Raw genomic sequence first — 17,311 nt, 5'->3', positions numbered from 1 at the left:
CTGATCAGTCCCCACTGGGGGAGCGCGGTGCGCTGACCGTGGTGCGCGGTGGACGTCGTTGCGAGGAGGTCCGGACGATGAGCTCCGTCGGTATGACCTGCTCCACCGGACCGTCGTGTTCGACCCCTTCGATGGCGTCGATGAGGAGTTGGACGACGGCCGTGCCGATGCGGCGGGGCTTGAGCGAGAGCGTCGTGATGGGCGGCTCGGTTGCCGCGTACACGGTGGACTCGCTGCAGCAGACCAGCAGCAGGTCCTCGGGGACCCGCAGCCCGTACCGGCGTGCCGCCGCGAGGAGATCGGTCCCATTGGGGTCGAAGAGCCCGTAGACCGCGTCCGGGCGGTCCGGGCGGGCGAGCAGCCGGTCGGCGGCGACCGCCCCCGCGCAGGGGTCGTGGGCCGGGTAGGACTCGTAGACGGGGTCCTGGCCGACCCGCTCGCACCAGTGGAGGTAGGCGGTGGTGGACAACCGGGTGTACGTGTCGGTCGTGTTGCCGGTCAGCAGGCCGATACGGCGGGCCCCGGCGGCGGCGAGATGGTCGAGGAGGTCGAGAACGGCGGCCCGGTGGTCGTTGTCGACCCAGGCGGTGACGGGGAGCGTCCCGGCCGGGCGGCCGTCCGAGACGACGGGCAGTCCCTGGCGCACGAGTTCGGTGACGACCGGGTCCTGGTCGGAGGGGTCGATGACGACGGTCCCGTCGAGCGCGACGTTCGACCAGACGTCGTGCCGGGAGGTGGCGGGGAGGATGACGAGCGCGTATCCGCGGGCGAGCGCCGCGGAGGTCGCGGCTCTCGCCATCTCCGCGAAGTACGCGAATTCGGTGAAGGTGAAAGGTTCATTCCCGTACGTGGTCACGGTCAGGCCGATCAGGCCCGACTTGCCCGTACGGAGGGTTCGGGCCGCGGCGGACGGGCGGTAGCCCAGGCGCTCGGCGACCTCGCGGACATGGCTGCGGGTGGCGTCCGGGAGCCTGCCCTTGCCGTTGAGCGCGTCGGAGACGGTCGTGATCGAGACTCCGGCCGCGGCGGCCACATCACGGATCCCCGCCCGTCCTGGCCGGCCGCTGCGCCGGGGGGTCTCCGTCCGGCTCACCTGGTGCTTCCCTGCTGCTGTCATGGCGAGCCGATAGTAGGGCTCCGAGGGGTGGTCGGTCCGGTCGCATATGCACACGTTGACAGGCACGTTTCTGCAAGGTCACTGCCCATCAGAATCCTTATAATGCAAGGGAGTTGGACGGTTCTGCATATGTGTTTCAGGTGTCGAGGGCCGACAGCCTGCTGAATGTGTGATGTCTCGAAGAGGTCTCAACTCACCACTTCGGGGGACGCGCGCCACGGCGCGAGCCACCGGCGCGCGCCGGATCGGGAAACACTCCCCCTCGGAGAGGCCTCGGACCGGCCCCGTGCGAGGCCCCATTCCCGGGCACTGCGGTCGATTTCCCGCTCGGGCCATTCGCAGCGGGGCCCAATCCTCATAAGGTGTGCAGTATTGCTGTGAACGGACGGTCGAGGAGGACCTGCGGTGAGCGAGACGAGCCCCAAGCTGCGCGCCGAGCTGGACGGCGTTCCCGCCTATGTGCCGGGGAAGCCGGCGGCGGCCGGCGGACCGGTCGCGTACAAGCTGTCCTCCAACGAGAATCCCTATCCGCCGCTGCCGGGGGTTCTGGAGTCGGCGCTCGCCGCCGCGGGGAACTTCAACCGCTACCCGGACATGGCGTGCACCGGCCTGATGAACGAGCTGGCCGACCGTTTCGGTGTGCCCCTGACGCATCTCGCCACCGGCACCGGGTCGGTGGGGGTGGCCCAGCAGCTGCTCCAGGCCACCTCCGGGCCCGGCGACGAGGTCATCTACGCCTGGCGGTCCTTCGAGGCGTACCCGATCATCACCCAGGTCAGCGGCGCGACCTCGGTGAAGGTCCCGCTGACCGACGGTGAGGTGCACGACCTCGACGCGATGGCGGACGCGATCACCGACCGGACCCGGCTGATCTTCGTCTGCAATCCCAACAACCCCACCGGCACGGTGGTGCGCCGGGCCGAGCTGGAACGGTTCCTCGACCGGGTGCCGAGCGATGTGCTGGTGGTGCTCGACGAGGCGTACAGGGAGTTCATCCGCGACGCCGAGGTGCCGGACGGCATCGAGATCTACCGGAACCGGCCCAATGTGGCGGTGCTGCGGACCTTCTCCAAGGCGTACGGTCTGGCCGGGCTGCGGGTCGGCTTCGCGGTGGCCCACGAGCCGGTGGCCGCGGCGCTGCGCAAGACGGCCGTCCCCTTCGGGGTGAGCCAGCTCGCCCAGGACGCGGCGGTGGCCTCGCTCCGCGCGGAGGACGAGCTGCTGGGCCGGGTGGGCTCGCTGGTCACCGAGCGCACCCGGGTGAGCGCGGAGCTGGTGCGTCAGGGCTGGACCGTGCCGGAGTCGCACGCGAACTTCGTCTGGCTGCGGCTCGGCGAGCGGACCCTCGACTTCGCGCGGGCCTGTGAGCGGGCCGGTGTGGTCGTGCGGCCGTTCGCGGGCGAGGGGGTGCGGGTCTCCATCGGCGAGGACGAGGGCAACGACCTGTTCCTGAAGGCGGCGGAGGCGTTCCGCGCGGAGCTGTAGAACCCGCACACGCCTGTACGGCCGTGGCCCCGGACCTCGAACGTGAGGTCCGGGGCCCTTTGCGTGGGGCGGGGGCCGAAAAGGGGTACCCCCGACGAAGGGTCCGAAAGTGTGTGCGCCATAATTGCTTGTGAATGTGAACGCGTTCACAAGCTCGCCTGCTTTCTCCCGTAATCGGTGGGATCAAAGGGGCGTAGTGCCGGTATGACCACGGCGATGTAAGGAGACTGACGACGTGGACCTCGCTCTGGCGCCGGAGACCCTGGCGCGATGGCAGTTCGGCATCACCACCGTCTACCACTTCCTCTTCGTCCCCCTGACGATCTCGCTCGCCGCGCTCACCGCCGGCCTGCAGACCGCCTGGGTGCGGACGGAGAACGAGAAGTACCTCAGGGCGACGAAGTTCTGGGGCAAGCTGTTCCTGATCAACATCGCCATGGGCGTCGTCACGGGCATCGTCCAGGAGTTCCAGTTCGGCATGAACTGGTCGGACTACTCGCGCTTCGTCGGTGACGTCTTCGGCGCTCCGCTCGCCTTCGAGGCGCTGATCGCCTTCTTCTTCGAGTCCACCTTCATCGGCCTGTGGATCTTCGGCTGGGACAAGCTGCCGAAGAAGATCCACCTCGCCTGCATGTGGATGGTCTCGATCGGCACGATCCTCTCCGCGTACTTCATCCTGGCGGCCAACTCCTGGATGCAGCATCCGGTCGGCTACCTGATCAACGAGGAGCGCGGCCGCGCCGAGCTGACCGACTTCTGGCGGGTGCTCACCCAGGACACCGCGGTCACCCAGTTCTTCCACACCATCACGGCGGCGTTCCTGGTCGGCGGGGCCTTCATGGTCGGCATCGCCGCCTTCCACCTGGCACGCAAGAAGCACATCCCGGTGATGCGGACCTCGCTGCGCCTGGGCCTCATCACCGTCGTGGTCGCCGGAATGCTCACCGCCGTCAGCGGCGACAGCCTCGCCAAGGTCATGTTCCGGCAGCAGCCGATGAAGATGGCCGCCGCCGAGGCCCTCTGGGACGGACAGAACGGGGCGCCGTTCTCGATCTTCGCGTACGGGGACGTCAGCAAGGGCCACAACTCGGTCGAGATCTCGATCCCCGGAGTGCTCTCCTTCCTCGCCAACAACGACCCGAACTCCTACGTCCCCGGCATCAACGACATCAACAAGAGCCTTGAGGAGAAGTACGGCCCCGGTGACTACCGCCCCAACATCCCGGTCGCGTTCTGGAGCTTCCGGTGGATGATCGGCTTCGGTATGGCCTCCTTCGGCCTCGGCCTCCTGGGGCTCTGGCTGACCCGGAAGAAGTTCCTGCTGCCACCGGCGCTGCGGACCGGTGAGGACGAGGTGCCGCAGCTGGTCCTCTTCAGGAACAAGGCGCTGAGCCCGAGGCTCACCAAGCTCTACTGGGTCGTCGCGCTCTGGACCCTGCTCTTCCCGCTGATCGCCAACTCCTGGGGCTGGATCTTCACCGAGATGGGCCGCCAGCCGTGGGTCGTCTACGGAGTGCTCCAGACCCGTGCCGGGGTCTCCCCCGGTGTCTCGCAGGGCGAGGTCATCACCTCGATGATCGTCTTCACCCTGCTGTACGCGGTGCTCGCCGTGATCGAGGTGAAGCTGCTCGTGAAGTACATCAAGGCCGGCCCCCCAGAACTCACCGAGGACGACCTCAACCCGCCCACCCGGATCGGCGGCCACGACGAAGAAGACGCCGACCGGCCGATGGCCTTCTCGTACTGAGCAGGAGCTGAGAGATGGAACTCCACGACGTCTGGTTCGTGCTCATCGCCGTCCTCTGGACCGGCTACTTCTTCCTGGAGGGATTCGACTTCGGCATCGGGGTCCTCACCAAGCTGCTGGCCCGCGACCGCAAGGAGCGGCGGGTCCTGATCAACACGATCGGGCCCGTCTGGGACGGCAACGAGGTCTGGCTGCTCAGCGCCGGCGGGGCGACCTTCGCCGCCTTCCCCGAGTGGTACGCCACACTCTTCTCGGGCTTCTACCTGCCGCTGCTGGTCATCCTGTTCTGCCTGATCGTCCGCGGCGTCGCCTTCGAGTACCGCGCCAAGCGGCCCGAGGAGCGGTGGCAGACGAACTGGGAGACCGCGATCTTCTGGACCTCCCTGATCCCCGCGGTGCTGTGGGGCGTGGCGTTCGGGAACATCGTGCGAGGCGTGAAGATCGACGCCGACATGGAGTACGTCGGCACCTTCCTCGATCTCCTCAACCCGTACGCGATCCTCGGCGGTCTCGTCACGCTCACCCTCTTCACCTTCCACGGGGCGGTGTTCGCCGGCCTCAAGACAGCGGGCGACATCCGGGTCCGGGCCCGCGCGCTGGCGCTGAAGCTGGGGCCGGTCACCGCGGTGCTCGCAGGGGGCTTCCTGGTCTGGACGCAGGCGGACAACGGGGACGCCTGGAGCCTGGGAGCCCTGGTCGTGGCGGTGGTGGCACTCGTGGCCGCGATCGGGGCCATCGCCAAGGGCCGCGAGGGCTGGTCGTTCGCGTTCTCGGGCGTGACGATCGCGGCGGCGGTCGCGATGCTCTTCCTGACGCTCTTCCCGAACGTCATGCCGTCCTCGCTGAACGACGCCTGGAACCTCACGGTCACCAACGCCTCGTCCAGCCCGTACACGCTCAAGATCATGACCTGGTGCGCGGGCATCGCCACGCCCATCGTGCTGCTCTACCAGAGCTGGACCTACTGGGTCTTCCGCAAGCGCATCGGCACGCAGCACATCGCCGACGCGCACTGACTCGGGTGAGCTGCCGCGGGCCCCGGGAGGCCTGCGGCAGCTCACCGTCCCGAAGAGTTCACCGACCCCGCCGGGGGGATGTTTCACGTGAAACCGATCGATCCGCGTCTGCTCCACCACGCACGGGCCACCCGCCTCTTCCTGGCGGCCGTGGTGGCCCTCGGCCTGGTCGGCGCCCTCCTGGTGATCGCCCAGGCGATGCTCATCGCCGAGATCGTGGTGGGCGGTTTCGAGGGCGGACTCACGGTCACCGCGCTGCGCACCCCCCTTCTGCTGCTCGCCGCGGTCGCTCTCGGGCGGGCCCTCGTCGCCTGGCTCACCGAGCTGGCGGCCCATCGTGCCAGCGCGGCCGTCAAGTCCGAACTGCGCGGCCGCCTCCTGGAGCGGGCCGCCCGGCTGGGCCCCGACTGGCTGAGCGGGCAGCGCACCGGTTCGCTCGTCGCTCTGGCGACCCGGGGCATCGACGCGCTCGACGACTACTTCGCCCGCTATCTCCCGCAGCTCGGGCTCGCGGTCGTGGTGCCCGTGGCGGTGCTCGCCCGGATCGTCACCGAGGACTGGGTGTCGGCGGCGATCATCGTCGTCACGCTGCCGCTCATCCCGCTCTTCATGATCCTGATCGGCTGGGCCACCCAGTCCCGGATGGACCGTCAGTGGCAGTTGCTGTCCCGGCTCTCCGGGCACTTCCTGGACGTCGTCGCCGGGCTGCCGACCCTGAAGGTCTTCGGACGGGCCAAGGCCCAGGCCGAATCGATCCGCACGATCACCTCCGACTACCGCCGGGCCACCCTGCGCACCCTGCGGATCGCTTTTCTGTCCTCGTTCGCGCTGGAGCTGCTGGCGACCCTCTCGGTGGCCCTCGTCGCCGTCACGATCGGCATGCGCCTCGTCCACGGCGAACTCGACCTCTACACCGGTCTGGTGGTCCTGATCCTGGCTCCGGAGGCCTATCTGCCGATCCGCCAGGTCGGAGCGCAGTATCACGCGGCGGCCGAGGGCCTCTCGGCGGCCGAGGAGATCTTCGCGGTCCTGGAGACCGAACCCCGGGCCTCGGGCGCCGAGGATGTCCCGGACACGCTGCGCCTGGAACTGGCGGGCGTGACCGTGCGCCACGAGGGCCGCACCGAACCCCCGGTGGACGCCGCGTCGCTCACCGTGGAGCCGGGGGAGACCGTCGCCCTGGTCGGCCCGAGCGGGGTCGGCAAGTCCACCCTGCTGAACGTGCTCCTCGGGTTTGCCGTACCCGACGAGGGGCACGTCCGGGTCGGAGGCCGGGACCTCGCGGACCTGGACCTCGAACGCTGGCGCGGCCGCATCGCCTGGGTCCCCCAGCGCCCCCACCTCTTCGCGGGCACGATCGCCGAGAACGTACGCCTCGCCCGGCCCGACGCCGACGACGAGGCGGTCCTCGCGGCGCTGCGGGAGGCGGGCGCGTACGACTTCGTCGCGGCACTGCCCGACGGGATGCGGACGTTGCTGGGCGAGGACGGCGCCGGACTCTCCGCGGGCCAGCGCCAGCGACTCGCCCTCGCCCGGGCGTTCCTCGCCGACCGGCCGCTCCTGCTGCTGGACGAGCCGACCGCGAGCCTGGACGGCGAGAGCGAGGCGGGCATCGTCGACGCCGTACGGAGGCTGGCCGCCGGGCGGACCGTGCTGCTGGTCGTCCACCGCCCGGCCCTGCTGGCGGTCGCCGACCGCGTGGTGACGCTGGAGCCGCGTACCGGCGTTTCCACGGGGCCCGCGGCGGCGCCCCAGAGCCCGGGTGCTGCCGGACCGGCCGTCCCGCAGCCGCTCGCCGGGGGCGAACTCCTGGATGCCCGCCGGGCGGAGGAACTGCGCGCGGCCGACGGCGGTCCGGGGAGGACCGGTGCCCGTTCCGGACGGGTGCTCGCGCGGGTCCGCGAGTCCGCCGGGGCGCAGCGCGGACGACTGACCCTGGCCCTGCTGCTCGGCAGCCTGGCGGTCGGGTCGGCCGTGGGACTCATGGCGGTCTCCGGCTGGCTGATCTCCCGCGCCTCCGAAGAGCCGCCGGTCATGTACTTGATGATGGCGGTCACCGCGACCCGCGCCTTCGGGATCGGCCGGGCGGTCTTCCGCTACGCCGAGCGGCTCGTCTCGCACGACGCCGTCCTGAAGCTCCTCGCCGGACTGCGCGTCGCCGTCTACCGGGGTCTCGAACGCATCGCCCCCGGGGGCCTGCGCACCAGGCGCCGCGGAGACCTGCTGTCCCGGCTCGTCGCCGACGTGGACGCGCTCCAGGACTACTGGCTGCGCTGGCTGCTGCCCGCCGGCACCGCCGTCGTGGTGGGGACCGCGGCCGCCGGGTTCACCGGCTGGCTGCTCCCGGAGGCGGGCGCCGTCCTGGCTGTCGGACTGCTGATCGCCGGGGTCGGCGTCCCGCTCGTCAGCGGCGCCTGCGCCCGCCGTACGGAACGTCAGCTCGCTCCCGCCCGCGCCGCTCTGGCCACCCGGGTCACCGACCTCCTCGGTGGCACCGCCGAACTGACCGTCGCGGGCGCGCTGCCCGCCCGGCAGACACGGCTGCGCGCGGCCGACACGCTGCTGACCCGGATCGCCTCGCGCGCCGCCGCCGCGACGGCACTGGGCGGCGGGCTGTCCGCCCTGGTCTGCGGCCTCACCGTGGTGGCCGCCGCGACCGTCGCCGTCCCCGCCGTGCAGGACGGCCGGCTGTCCGGTGTCGCGCTCGCCGTGGTGGTGCTGACCCCGCTCGCCGCCTTCGAGGCCGTCACCGGGCTGCCGCTCGCCGTGCAGTACCGGCAGCGCGTCGCCCGGAGCGCCGAGCGGGTGTTCGAGGTGCTGGACGCCCCCGTGCCCGTACGGGAGCCCGAGGCCCCCGCCGAGGAGTCCACGTCCCCGTTCCCGCTGGAGGTACGGGGGCTGAGCGCCCGCTACCCGGGGGCCCGGCACGACGCGCTCGCCTCGCTCGACCTGACGCTGACGCGAGGGCGGCGCATCGCGGTCGTGGGCCCCTCCGGCTCGGGCAAGACGACGCTCGCACAGGTCCTGCTGCGCTTCCTGGACGCCTCGTCGGGGACGTACCGGCTGGGCGGCGTCGAGGCGTCCGCGCTGGAATCGGAGACGGTCCGGCGCTCGGTCGGGCTGTGCGCCCAGGACGCGCACGTCTTCGACAGCACGATCCGCGAGAACCTGCGCCTGGCCCGCCCCGGTGCGACCGACGCCGAACTGCGCGACGCGCTCTCCCGGGCCCGGCTCCTGGACTGGGTGCTGGCCCTGCCGGAGGAGCTCGACACCCCGGTGGGCGAGCACGGCGCGCGGCTCTCCGGCGGTCAGCGCCAGCGCCTCGCCCTGGCCCGCGCGCTGCTCGCGGACTTCCCGGTACTCGTTCTGGACGAGCCGGCCGAACACCTCGACCTGCCGACCGCCGACGCCCTCACCGCGGACCTGCTGGACGCGACCCGGGGCCGTGCGACGGTACTGATCACCCACCGGCTGACCGGCCTCGACACGGTCGACGAGGTACTGGTGCTGGACGAGGGCCGGGTCGTACAGCGCGGGCCGTACGCCGAACTCGCCGCCGAGGACGGGCCGCTGCGACGCATGCTGGAGCGCGAACGGGAGGCGGTCGGGGCGGGAGCCCGATAGCGGCGACGGCACCAACCCGGCCCCCGGACGGCGGCGCCCCTTCGCCGTCGAGCACATTCTCGACTTTCGCCCCCTATCGGCACTAACTAGGCTCAGGTCATGGCAGAGCCCGACCCGCAGGACTCCCTCGACGCCGCCACCCGGGCCACCCGCAGCCTCCAGGGTCTGTCCACCGAGCTGACCGCGCGGGTGCCGCAACTCCTGGAGGCGATGCGTTCCGTCGGCGCCGGGCTGGAACTGCACTCCACCCTGGACCGGATCTGTGAGACGGCGGCCGAGCTCGCCCACGCCCGGTACGCGGCCATCGGCGTCGTCGACGAGCTGGGTGAGGGCCTGTCGGACTTCGTCACGTACGGCGTCCCGCGGGAGGTGGCCGAGGCGATCGGGCGGCGCCCCGACGGTCACCGGGGTCTGCTCGGCGCGCTCATCCACGACCCCGCCCCGGTCCGTCTGGCCGACCTGTCCACCGATCCGCGGTCCGCGGGCTTCCCGCCGGAGCACCCCCGGATGCGGACCTTCCTGGGGGTGCCCATCCGGGTCCAGGGGGAGATCTTCGGCAACCTCTACCTCACCGAGAAGCAACACGGCGCGGAGTTCAGCGACTACGACCTCCACATGGTCCGGGTGCTCGCCACGGAGGCCGGGATCGCCATCGGCAACGCCCGGCTGTACGAGGCGGCGCGGCAGCGGGAGCACTGGATCGACGGTTCGGTCGCGGTCACCACGGCGCTCCTGTCGGGTGGGGACGCCGACGAGGCGCTGTCCGTGGTCGCCGAACACGCCCGCCGGCTCGCCGACTCCGCCGCCGGGATCGTGCTGCTGCCCGCCGAGGAGGGCGGTCTGGAGATCGTCGCCGTATCGTCCGACGACCCCGCGTCCTCGCTCGGCGTGATCATCCCGCCCCGGAGCACGGTGGTGGCGAAGCTCCTGGCGGGCGAGGCGGTGTTCATCGACGACTCGGCCACCGACAGCCGGATGATCACCAGGCTGGCCGGCCGGTTCGGCCCCAGCATGATGCTGCCGCTCCACAGCGGCGGCCGGGTGCTCGGTGCGCTGGCCACCCCCCGTTCGCGGGGCGCACGCCCGTTCACGGAGACCGAGCGGACGCTCGCCACGCAGTTCGCCTCCCAGGCGGCGCTCGCGCTGATGATGGCCGAGGCGCAGCGGGACCGGGAGCGTCTCGCGGTGTACGAGGACCGCGACCGGATCGCCCGTGACCTCCACGACCTGGTCATCCAGCGGCTGTTCGCCACCGGGATGATGCTGGAGAGCGCCCAGCGCGGATCGGTGGTGCCCGAGGTGCGAACCGGGGTCGGACGGGCTGTCGACGAGCTGGACGTGACGATCCAGGAGATCCGTACGGCCATCTTCGCCCTCCAGCAGGAACCGGCCGAGGTCCCCTCGGGGCTGCGCACCCGCGTGCTGCGGGAGATCAACATGGCGGCCGTCCCGCTCGGCTTCAAGCCCTCGCACCGCTTCCTGGGCCCGGTGGACTCGCTCGTCGGCGAGCTGACCGGCAAGAACCTGGTCGCCGCGCTGCGCGAGGCCCTCTCCAACGCGTTCCGGCACGCGGGGGCGTCGCTGATCGATGTGGTCGTCGACGCGACGGTGGCCCTGCCGGACGGGCGGGGAGCGGTGCGGCTCTCGGTCGCCGACGACGGGGTGGGCATCCCGGAGGGTGGCCGCCGCAGCGGACTGCGCAACCTGGCCCGCCGGGCCGAGTCCCTGGGCGGTTCGAGCCGGATCGAACCGGGGATCGGGGAGGGCGGCGGCGGTACGACGGTGGTGTGGGAGGCGCCGCTGTGAGGGCGGCCCGACGGGGACCCCGCCGGACGGGCGGGGCGGGCCACGCCGGGCCCACGATCCGGTGTGCTGGTGTGACGAAAGGTTTCAGCGGGTCTCTGTGCGGGCGGCGAGGATCCGCTCGATGACGAGGGCCACCCCGTCCTCCTCGTTGGTCGCGGTCCGGCCCGAGGCGGCGGCCAGCGCGTCCGGGTGGGCGTTGCCCATCGCGAAGGAGGCACCGGCCCAGCTGAGCATCTCGATGTCGTTGGGCATGTCGCCGAAGGCGACCACCTCGGCGGGCGAGATGCCGCGCTCGGCACAACAGGCGGCGAGCGTGGTGGCCTTGGAGACGCCGAGTCCGCTGACCTCCAGGAGCGCGGAGGGGCTGGAGCGGGTGAAGGCGGCCCGGTCGCCGGCCGCGGTACGGGCCAGCGTGAGAAAGGCGTCGGGCGCCAGCTCGGTGTGGTGGGCCAGCAGTTTGAGCACGGGCGCGCCGGCTCCGGCGGCGTCCTCGTGCAGCAGCTTCTCGGCGACCGCCACCGTGGCTCCCGGGTCCAGGTGGAAGGGCGGGTAGGCCGGTTCGTAGTTGATGCCGGTGGTCATCTCGACGGCGAAGGAGGTGCCGGGGGCCGCCTCGCGCAGGGCGCGCACGACGTGCAGGGCGGCCGCGCGCTCCAGCGGCCGTACGGAGAGCAGGTCGCCGTCCGTCCGCAGGTCGGTGACCACGGCGCCGTTGGCGCAGATCGCCGTACCGTGGCTCTGGACGTGGTCCCGCACGACGTCCATCCAGCGGGCCGGCCTGCCGGTGACGAAGAAGACCTCGATCCCGGCCTCCTCGGCGGCCGAGAGGGCCGCGACCGTGCGCGCGGACAGCGTCTTGTCGTCGCGCAGCAGGGTGCCGTCGAGGTCGGTCGCGATCAGCCGGGTCACGGCGGGAAGAGGCGTATCGGTCACTGAGGTCACCGGGCCATTCTCGCCCACAAGGGTGCACGGGCGTGCGGAGGGGCGCACATCTGAGTGGGCAGGACCCTGATCTGCGGAAGGTTCCTCTGGCATATGCCAAAGCCATCAGGTGGCCGTCACGCGTGCGCACGGTCGTAGGCTCAGGGGCATGAGCCTCCGCCTGAGCACCGTGATCCTTCCCGTCCACCGCTGGCTGGAGGGCGGTCGCGACCGCTGGCAGCGCGCGGAGGAACTGGGCTTCCACACCGCCTACACCTACGACCACCTGTCCTGGCGGACCTTCCGGGACGGCCCGTGGTTCGGGGCGCTGCCCACGCTCACCGCCGCGGCGACGGCCACCGAACGCCTGCGGCTGGGCACCCTCGTGACCTCGCCGAACTTCCGCCACCCGGTCACGCTGGCCAAGGAGCTGATCTCCCTGGACGACATCTCGGGCGGCCGGATCACCCTCGGCATCGGCGCCGGGGGCAGCGGCTTCGACGCCACCGCCCTGGGTCAGGACGCCTGGACCCCGCGCGAACGCGCCGATCGCTTCGCCGAGTTCGTCCCGCTCCTGGACCGGCTGCTCACCGAGGACGCGGTGACCGAGCGCGGGAAGCACTACACCGCGGAGGAGGCCCGCAACATCCCCGGCTGCGTCCAGCGCCCCCGGCTGCCCTTCGCGGTCGCCGCGACCGGGCCGCGAGGGCTGAGGCTCGCCGCCCGCCACGGGCAGGCCTGGGTCACCACCGGCGACCCCCAGCTGTACGAGAACGGCACCCCGGAGGAGTCACGGGCCGCGCTGCGGGTGCAGAACGAGAGGCTCACGGCGGCCTGCGCGGAGATCGGCCGGGACGCCTCCGAGCTGGGCCGGGTCCTGCTCACCGGCTTCACACCGGACCGCAACGGCCCGCTGGAGTCCGTGGACGCGTTCGTCGACTTCGCGGGCCGCCACGCGGCGCTGGGCTTCACCGAGATCGTCGTCCACGCCCCGATCCCGGACTCGGACTTCGCCACGGACCCGAAGGTCTTCGAGCGCATCGCGACCGAGGCGCCCGCGCAGCTGATGTAGCGCGGGGGCGGGGGGCCCGGGGGTCTCTCAGCCGCGTGCCTCTCTCAGCCGCGCAGTCGCAGGAACCGCGGAGGTACGGCGTCGGCCAGCCAGACCCCGTTGGCGCTGACCCGGAAGACATGGCCGGCGCGGTGCATCGCGCCCGCGTCCACGGTGAGGACGAGGGGGCGGCCGCGGCGGGCGCCGACCCGGGTGGCCGTCTCCCGGTCGGGGGACAGGTGGACGTGGTGGCGGGCCATGGGGCGCAGGCCCTCGGTCCGGATCGCGTCCATCACCCGGGCGACCGTGCCGTGGTAGAGGTACGCGGGCGGTTCGGCCGGCGGCAGGTCCAGGTCGACCGCGACGGTGTGGCCCTGATTGGCGCGGATGCGGTCGCCCTCGACGCCGCTCTCGACGGTGAAGCGCCGCTTGTCGTTGGCGGCGACGACGTGGTCGAGCTCGGCGCGGGAGAAGCCGAATCCGTGCCGAGCCGCAGCGCGCAGCAGCTCCTCGACCGCCACCCAGCCGTTCTCGTCGAGGGTGAGGCCGATGCGTTCCGGCTGATGCCGCAGATGGGTCGAGAGGTACTTGGACACCTTGACGGTGCGACGTTCGTCCATGGCGTCAGCGTGCCCGGGCGGGCTTTGCCGTGCATCCGCATTTCGGCTCGTCGCCTCGTCGCCTCGTAGCCTCTTCGGTTCGTCGGTTCGTCGGGTTCTCGTTCTTCCGCAGTTCTTCGGCCTTTTTCCTTCGTCAGGTTTGATCCACAGCGAACTCAGGTTATCCACAAGCAATTTGACGGTTCTGTGGACAACCCTCTTGAGATTTAGGGGCTTTCATCAATTTTGCTCTCTTTGATGTGTGTTGCTGTGAGATCATCCAACGTGCGGGCCTGTACTTCCCGTTCCGTGGCCGCTGCCACGAAGGCCGCCACACGCTCCGCGCCAACCAGCGCCTGAACGGCCTGTGTTGTCCGGGCCGGAAGCAGCACGGGGCGGATCGCGTCCTCGCTGATCGCCGCTTCCTCCGTGCCGAGGTGGTGATGCAGATGGCGGGTCGCGAACGTCCGCATGGCGCGTGCCAGTTCGGCGTCCACCGTCTGCTGGGCGAGCGGCCGCAGACGCCGCACGAGGGACGCCGCCTCGGCCGCGTCGGAGTCGCTGGGCGGCCGGTGGCCGAGATAGCGGGCGAAGACGTGCTCGGTGGTGAACTCCAGGAAGCGGGAGGCGATGTGCTCCACCTGACCGCGAAGTTCCCTCAGGTGGCCCGAGATCGCGGACAGCGGGACCCCGGCACCGTACAACTCGACCGCCACGGCCAGCTCCTGCGGGCTGGGTACGAGGAATTCGTCGTCCCGGCCGGGCACGCGCTCCAGCACGCCGAGTTCCACCGCCTCGGCGATGGCCTCGTCGTCCTGCCGGCCGCCGAACCGCGCGTCCAGCTCCCGGCGGCTGATCCGGTCGGCCTCCTCGTCCGTCCACGGGCCGTGCACCTCCGCGACCAGACCGAGCACCCCGCCGAGCCCCCGTCCCGCGTCCCACGCCTCCAGCAACTCCTTGATGCTGGCCAGGGTGTAACCCCGGTCAAGCAGGTCCGCGATCTGCCGCAGCCGGGTCAGATGGGCCTCCCGGTACACATTCGCCCGCCCGCGCCGCTCGGGCGTCGGGAGCAGCCCCCGGTCCTGATACGCGCGGATCGTGCGCACCGTGGCCCCGCTGGCGTGCGCCAGGTCCTCGATCCGGTACTCGGCGGCCGGTGCGCCCCCGGTCACAGCGGAGGCTTCAGCCGGGCGACGGAGCGCAGGGCCCCGGGGCTCAGCCGGGACAGCAGCCGCGCGCCGCGCGCCTCCGGGGTCACCGGCACCACCGCCTGGTTGCGCACGACCGCCCGCAGGATCGCGTCGGCTACCCTCGTAGGCGGGTAGTTGCGCCGGCCGTAGAGACGGCTCGTCCGCTTCCGCAGCCGCTCCTCCTCCGCCGCGTCGGCCCCCGCGAAACGCGTGGTGGCGGTGATGCCGGTGTTGACGATGCCGGGGCATATCGCGCTCACCCCGATCGACTTCTCCGCCAGCTCGGCCCGCAGGCATTCGCTGAGCATCAGCACGGCCGCCTTCGACGTGCTGTAGGCGGGCAGTGCCCGGGAGGGCTTGAAGGCGGCAGCCGACGCCGTGTTGACGATGTGGCCGCCCTGGCCCCGGTCCGCCATCTGCTTGCCGAAGATCCGGCAGCCGTGGATGACTCCCCACAGATTGACGTCGAGGACCTTCTTCCACTCCTCGCTCGTGGTCTCCATGAAGGAGCCGGCCAGCCCGATCCCGGCGTTGTTGACCAGGACGTCGACGATGCCGTATTCGGCGGCGACCCGGACGGCGAGCTTCTCCATCGCGGCCTCGTCGCTGACGTCGACCGCCTCGCCCCAGGCCGCCGGCGCCCCGATCAGCCGCGCCATCTCCGCGGTCCGGGCGGCCCCCTCCGCGTCCCGGTCCACGGCCACGACCCGGGCGCCCGCTTCGGCGAACGCGAACGCCGTGGCCCGCCCGATCCCGGAGGCCGCGCCCGTCACCAGGACCAGCTGACCGCCGAACCGCTGCGCGTAGGGGCCCTGCGTCACCGCTTGCTGCACGGGCGCGCCCTCCCGCCCGGCGGATTCGTTCGTGGTGACGAACTCGTCGACCCAGGAGGCCAGCTGGTCCGGCCGGGTGCGGGGCACCCAGTGCTTGGCCGGAAGCGAGCGGCGCACCAGCGTGGGGACCCAGTCCTCCAGCCCGTCGTAGAGCCGCTCGGAGAGGAAGGAGTCCCAGGTCGGCGTGATCAGCTGGACAGGTGCGTGGGCAAAGGCGTCCGCGCGGGGCCGGCTCAGCCGGGCGCGGACGTTGTCGCGGTAGAGCCACGCCCCGTGCGCCGCGTCGTCGGGGAGGGACGCGGTGGGGTAGTCGCCCGCGGGCACCTTCTCCATCCGCTCCAGGATCCGGGGCCACCGCTTCCCGAGCGGGCCGCGCCAGGCGAGCTCCGGCAGGACCGGCGTGTGGAGCATGTACACGTACCAGGACTTCGCGCCCTGGCCGAGCAGCTGGCCGACCCGGCGCGGGGTGGGGCGGGTCATCCGGCGCTTGATCCAGTGCCCGAAGTGGTCCAGGGACGGCCCGGACATCGAGGTGAAGGAGGCGATCCTGCCCTCGGTCCGGCCGACCGTGACGAACTCCCAGGCCTGGACGGACCCCCAGTCGTGACCGACCACGTGCACCGGCCGGTCCGGGCTGACGGTGTCGATCACGGCCAGGAAGTCGTCGGTCAGCTTCTCCAGGGTGAAGCCGCCGCGGAGGGGTTTCGGGGCGGTGGACCTGCCGTGCCCCCGCACGTCGTACAGCACCACGTGCCAGCGCTCGGCCAGCCGGACGGCGACGTCCGACCAGACCTCCTTGCTGTCCGGATAGCCGTGGACCAGCACCACGGTCGGCCGGCCCGCGTCGCCCAGTTCGGCGACGCACAGCTCGACGCCTCCCGTGACCACGCGTCGCTCACGCGCTTGTGACAGATTCACGCCGCCACCCTCTCCTCGGCCCAGCGCCGCACGTGCGGCAGATCGTCGTCCAGCCAGAATGCGCTCTGCTCGGGGTCCTTGGAGTCGGTGACGACCAGGATCTCCTCGAACTTCGCGCCCGTACCCCGGAATCCGAGGTGAGGTTCGACCGCCCACAGGCCCGGCCGCGGCGGGTGGTCGGAGAAGCGATAGGGGCTCCACAGCGGCGACCACCCGTCCCGGTGCCCGTGCAGGGCGTCGCTCACCAACCCCTTGAGGGATTGGGCGCCGAATCCGAACACCTGCGGCGACCAACGGCGTTCGGCGACGCGGTCGACCTTGTGGGCGATCACGCCGAATGGATAGGCCCGGTGTCTGTTCGCGTATCCCTGCGCCAGCATGAGGCGTTCGACGTCCTCGTATATCTCACGCAGCGAACGGCGCTCGCGCACCTCCCGCAGGATCAGCTCGCGGTGGGGCTCCAGATCGGCCATCAGCTTGTCGTGCAGTGGATTGAGGCCGAGGCACCCCGCATACCCGACATCGGCGGTGAAGCCCTTGTACACCGGGGCCATGTCGAGGATGAACGGCATCCCCGGCTCCAGCTTCCGGTCGGTCGGGAAAAACTGCAGCGGCACCTTGAACCCGGCGAACGCCGTGCGGTCCCCGAACCACGCGAACGGGAGGTGGAACCAGTCGCGCACGCCGCGCTCGCGCAGCCACGCGCGCTGCATCCGGGCGGCCTCGCGCTCGGTCACCCCCGATCGCAACTGACCGGCGACCGCCTCCGCGCAGGCGTAGGCCATGCGCTGGACTTCCCTGAACCCCCGCAGCTCCGGGGCGATTTCGTGCTGCACTGCCGAGATCATGCCGGTCATGCCACCGTCCGTTCCCTGCCGTGTGCGGTACGTGCCCGTAACGTGACACTGATGAATGTGACAATGTCCAGCGGTTGCGTCAAGGGGGCCGCACGTCCTGTGGACAACCGCAGGCGCCCGCCCTGTGGAAAACGCCGGCCCGGCCCG

Annotated in this window: 12 protein-coding genes; 6 read left to right on the top strand and 6 right to left on the bottom strand. The window is 71.4% G+C overall.

The genetic code is table 11. The features are described from left to right. Positions 1 to 4: 4 nt before the first annotated feature. A complete protein-coding gene (locus CR470_RS00370; protein ID WP_097865632.1) occupies positions 5 to 1,117 on the bottom strand; it encodes a LacI family DNA-binding transcriptional regulator in 1,113 nt (370 codons plus the stop codon). 405 nt (positions 1,118 to 1,522) lie between these two features. On the opposite strand from CR470_RS00370, the gene hisC reads away from it, so the two are divergent. From hisC to CR470_RS00345, 5 genes are all read left to right on the top strand, one after another. Then, positions 1,523 to 2,602, top strand: coding sequence for a histidinol-phosphate transaminase (gene hisC / locus CR470_RS00365; RefSeq protein ID WP_097865561.1), 1,080 nt, complete (start codon positions 1,523 to 1,525; stop codon positions 2,600 to 2,602). Positions 2,603 to 2,837: 235 nt separating this feature from the next. Next, entirely contained in the window at positions 2,838 to 4,349 is a 1,512-nt protein-coding gene (locus CR470_RS00360; protein ID WP_097865560.1) for a cytochrome ubiquinol oxidase subunit I, read from the top strand. Positions 4,350 to 4,363: 14 nt separating this feature from the next. Then, complete coding sequence (gene cydB, locus CR470_RS00355) at positions 4,364 to 5,365, top strand: cytochrome d ubiquinol oxidase subunit II (RefSeq protein ID WP_097865559.1); 1,002 nt, start codon at positions 4,364 to 4,366, stop codon at positions 5,363 to 5,365. 87 nt (positions 5,366 to 5,452) lie between these two features. Then, on the top strand, positions 5,453 to 8,989 hold the full coding sequence (gene cydD / locus CR470_RS00350) for a thiol reductant ABC exporter subunit CydD (protein WP_097865558.1): 3,537 nt from the start codon (positions 5,453 to 5,455) through the stop codon (positions 8,987 to 8,989). 99 nt (positions 8,990 to 9,088) lie between these two features. Beyond that, on the top strand, positions 9,089 to 10,795 hold the full coding sequence (locus tag CR470_RS00345) for a sensor histidine kinase (RefSeq protein ID WP_097865557.1): 1,707 nt from the start codon (positions 9,089 to 9,091) through the stop codon (positions 10,793 to 10,795). 84 nt (positions 10,796 to 10,879) lie between these two features. Here the strand turns inward: CR470_RS00345 and CR470_RS00340 are convergent, their stop codons facing one another. After that, a complete protein-coding gene (locus tag CR470_RS00340) occupies positions 10,880 to 11,737 on the bottom strand; it encodes a Cof-type HAD-IIB family hydrolase (RefSeq protein ID WP_097865556.1) in 858 nt (285 codons plus the stop codon). 148 nt (positions 11,738 to 11,885) lie between these two features. On the opposite strand from CR470_RS00340, the gene CR470_RS00335 reads away from it, so the two are divergent. Next, positions 11,886 to 12,788 carry an LLM class flavin-dependent oxidoreductase gene (locus tag CR470_RS00335; RefSeq protein WP_097865555.1) on the top strand — a complete coding sequence of 301 codons (903 nt, stop codon included), beginning with the start codon at positions 11,886 to 11,888 and terminating at the stop codon, positions 12,786 to 12,788. Positions 12,789 to 12,832: 44 nt separating this feature from the next. On the opposite strand, the gene CR470_RS00330 is transcribed toward CR470_RS00335, so the two are convergent. The 4 genes from CR470_RS00330 to CR470_RS00315 all read right to left on the bottom strand — a co-directional run bounded on the left by CR470_RS00330 (position 12,833) and on the right by CR470_RS00315 (position 17,164). Continuing rightward, positions 12,833 to 13,387 (bottom strand): RNA 2'-phosphotransferase, encoded by a 555-nt coding sequence (locus CR470_RS00330; RefSeq protein WP_097865554.1) that lies wholly within the window; start codon positions 13,385 to 13,387, stop codon positions 12,833 to 12,835. Between the two features lie 206 nt (positions 13,388 to 13,593). Then, complete coding sequence (locus CR470_RS00325) at positions 13,594 to 14,538, bottom strand: MerR family transcriptional regulator (RefSeq protein ID WP_097865553.1); 945 nt, start codon at positions 14,536 to 14,538, stop codon at positions 13,594 to 13,596. Next, a complete protein-coding gene (locus CR470_RS00320) occupies positions 14,535 to 16,307 on the bottom strand; it encodes an SDR family oxidoreductase (protein ID WP_097865552.1) in 1,773 nt (590 codons plus the stop codon). Before CR470_RS00320 ends, CR470_RS00325 begins: the two co-directional genes overlap by 4 nt. Then, positions 16,304 to 17,164, bottom strand: a complete 861-nt coding sequence (locus tag CR470_RS00315) for a M24 family metallopeptidase (RefSeq protein ID WP_097865551.1) — start codon at positions 17,162 to 17,164, stop codon at positions 16,304 to 16,306. The genes CR470_RS00320 and CR470_RS00315 overlap by 4 nt, the downstream gene beginning before the upstream one ends. Between the last annotated feature and the right edge of the window lie 147 nt (positions 17,165 to 17,311).

It is taken from the genome of Streptomyces sp. rh34, from assembly GCF_002551245.1.
Classification (GTDB): domain Bacteria; phylum Actinomycetota; class Actinomycetes; order Streptomycetales; family Streptomycetaceae; genus Streptomyces.
The sequence above is the reverse complement of the archived record's forward strand: the minus strand, read 5'-3'. Positions and strand labels throughout refer to the sequence as shown.

Coding starts and splice junctions, on each gene's coding strand:
- CR470_RS00315 (WP_097865551.1), bottom strand. CDS start 17,164: ATGACCGGCATGATCTCGGCAGTGCAGCACGAAATCGCCCCGGAGCTG.
- CR470_RS00345 (WP_097865557.1), top strand. CDS start 9,089: ATGGCAGAGCCCGACCCGCAGGACTCCCTCGACGCCGCCACCCGGGCC.
- CR470_RS00370 (WP_097865632.1), bottom strand. CDS start 1,117: ATGACAGCAGCAGGGAAGCACCAGGTGAGCCGGACGGAGACCCCCCGG.
- CR470_RS00335 (WP_097865555.1), top strand. CDS start 11,886: ATGAGCCTCCGCCTGAGCACCGTGATCCTTCCCGTCCACCGCTGGCTG.
- CR470_RS00330 (WP_097865554.1), bottom strand. CDS start 13,387: ATGGACGAACGTCGCACCGTCAAGGTGTCCAAGTACCTCTCGACCCAT.
- cydB (WP_097865559.1), top strand. CDS start 4,364: ATGGAACTCCACGACGTCTGGTTCGTGCTCATCGCCGTCCTCTGGACC.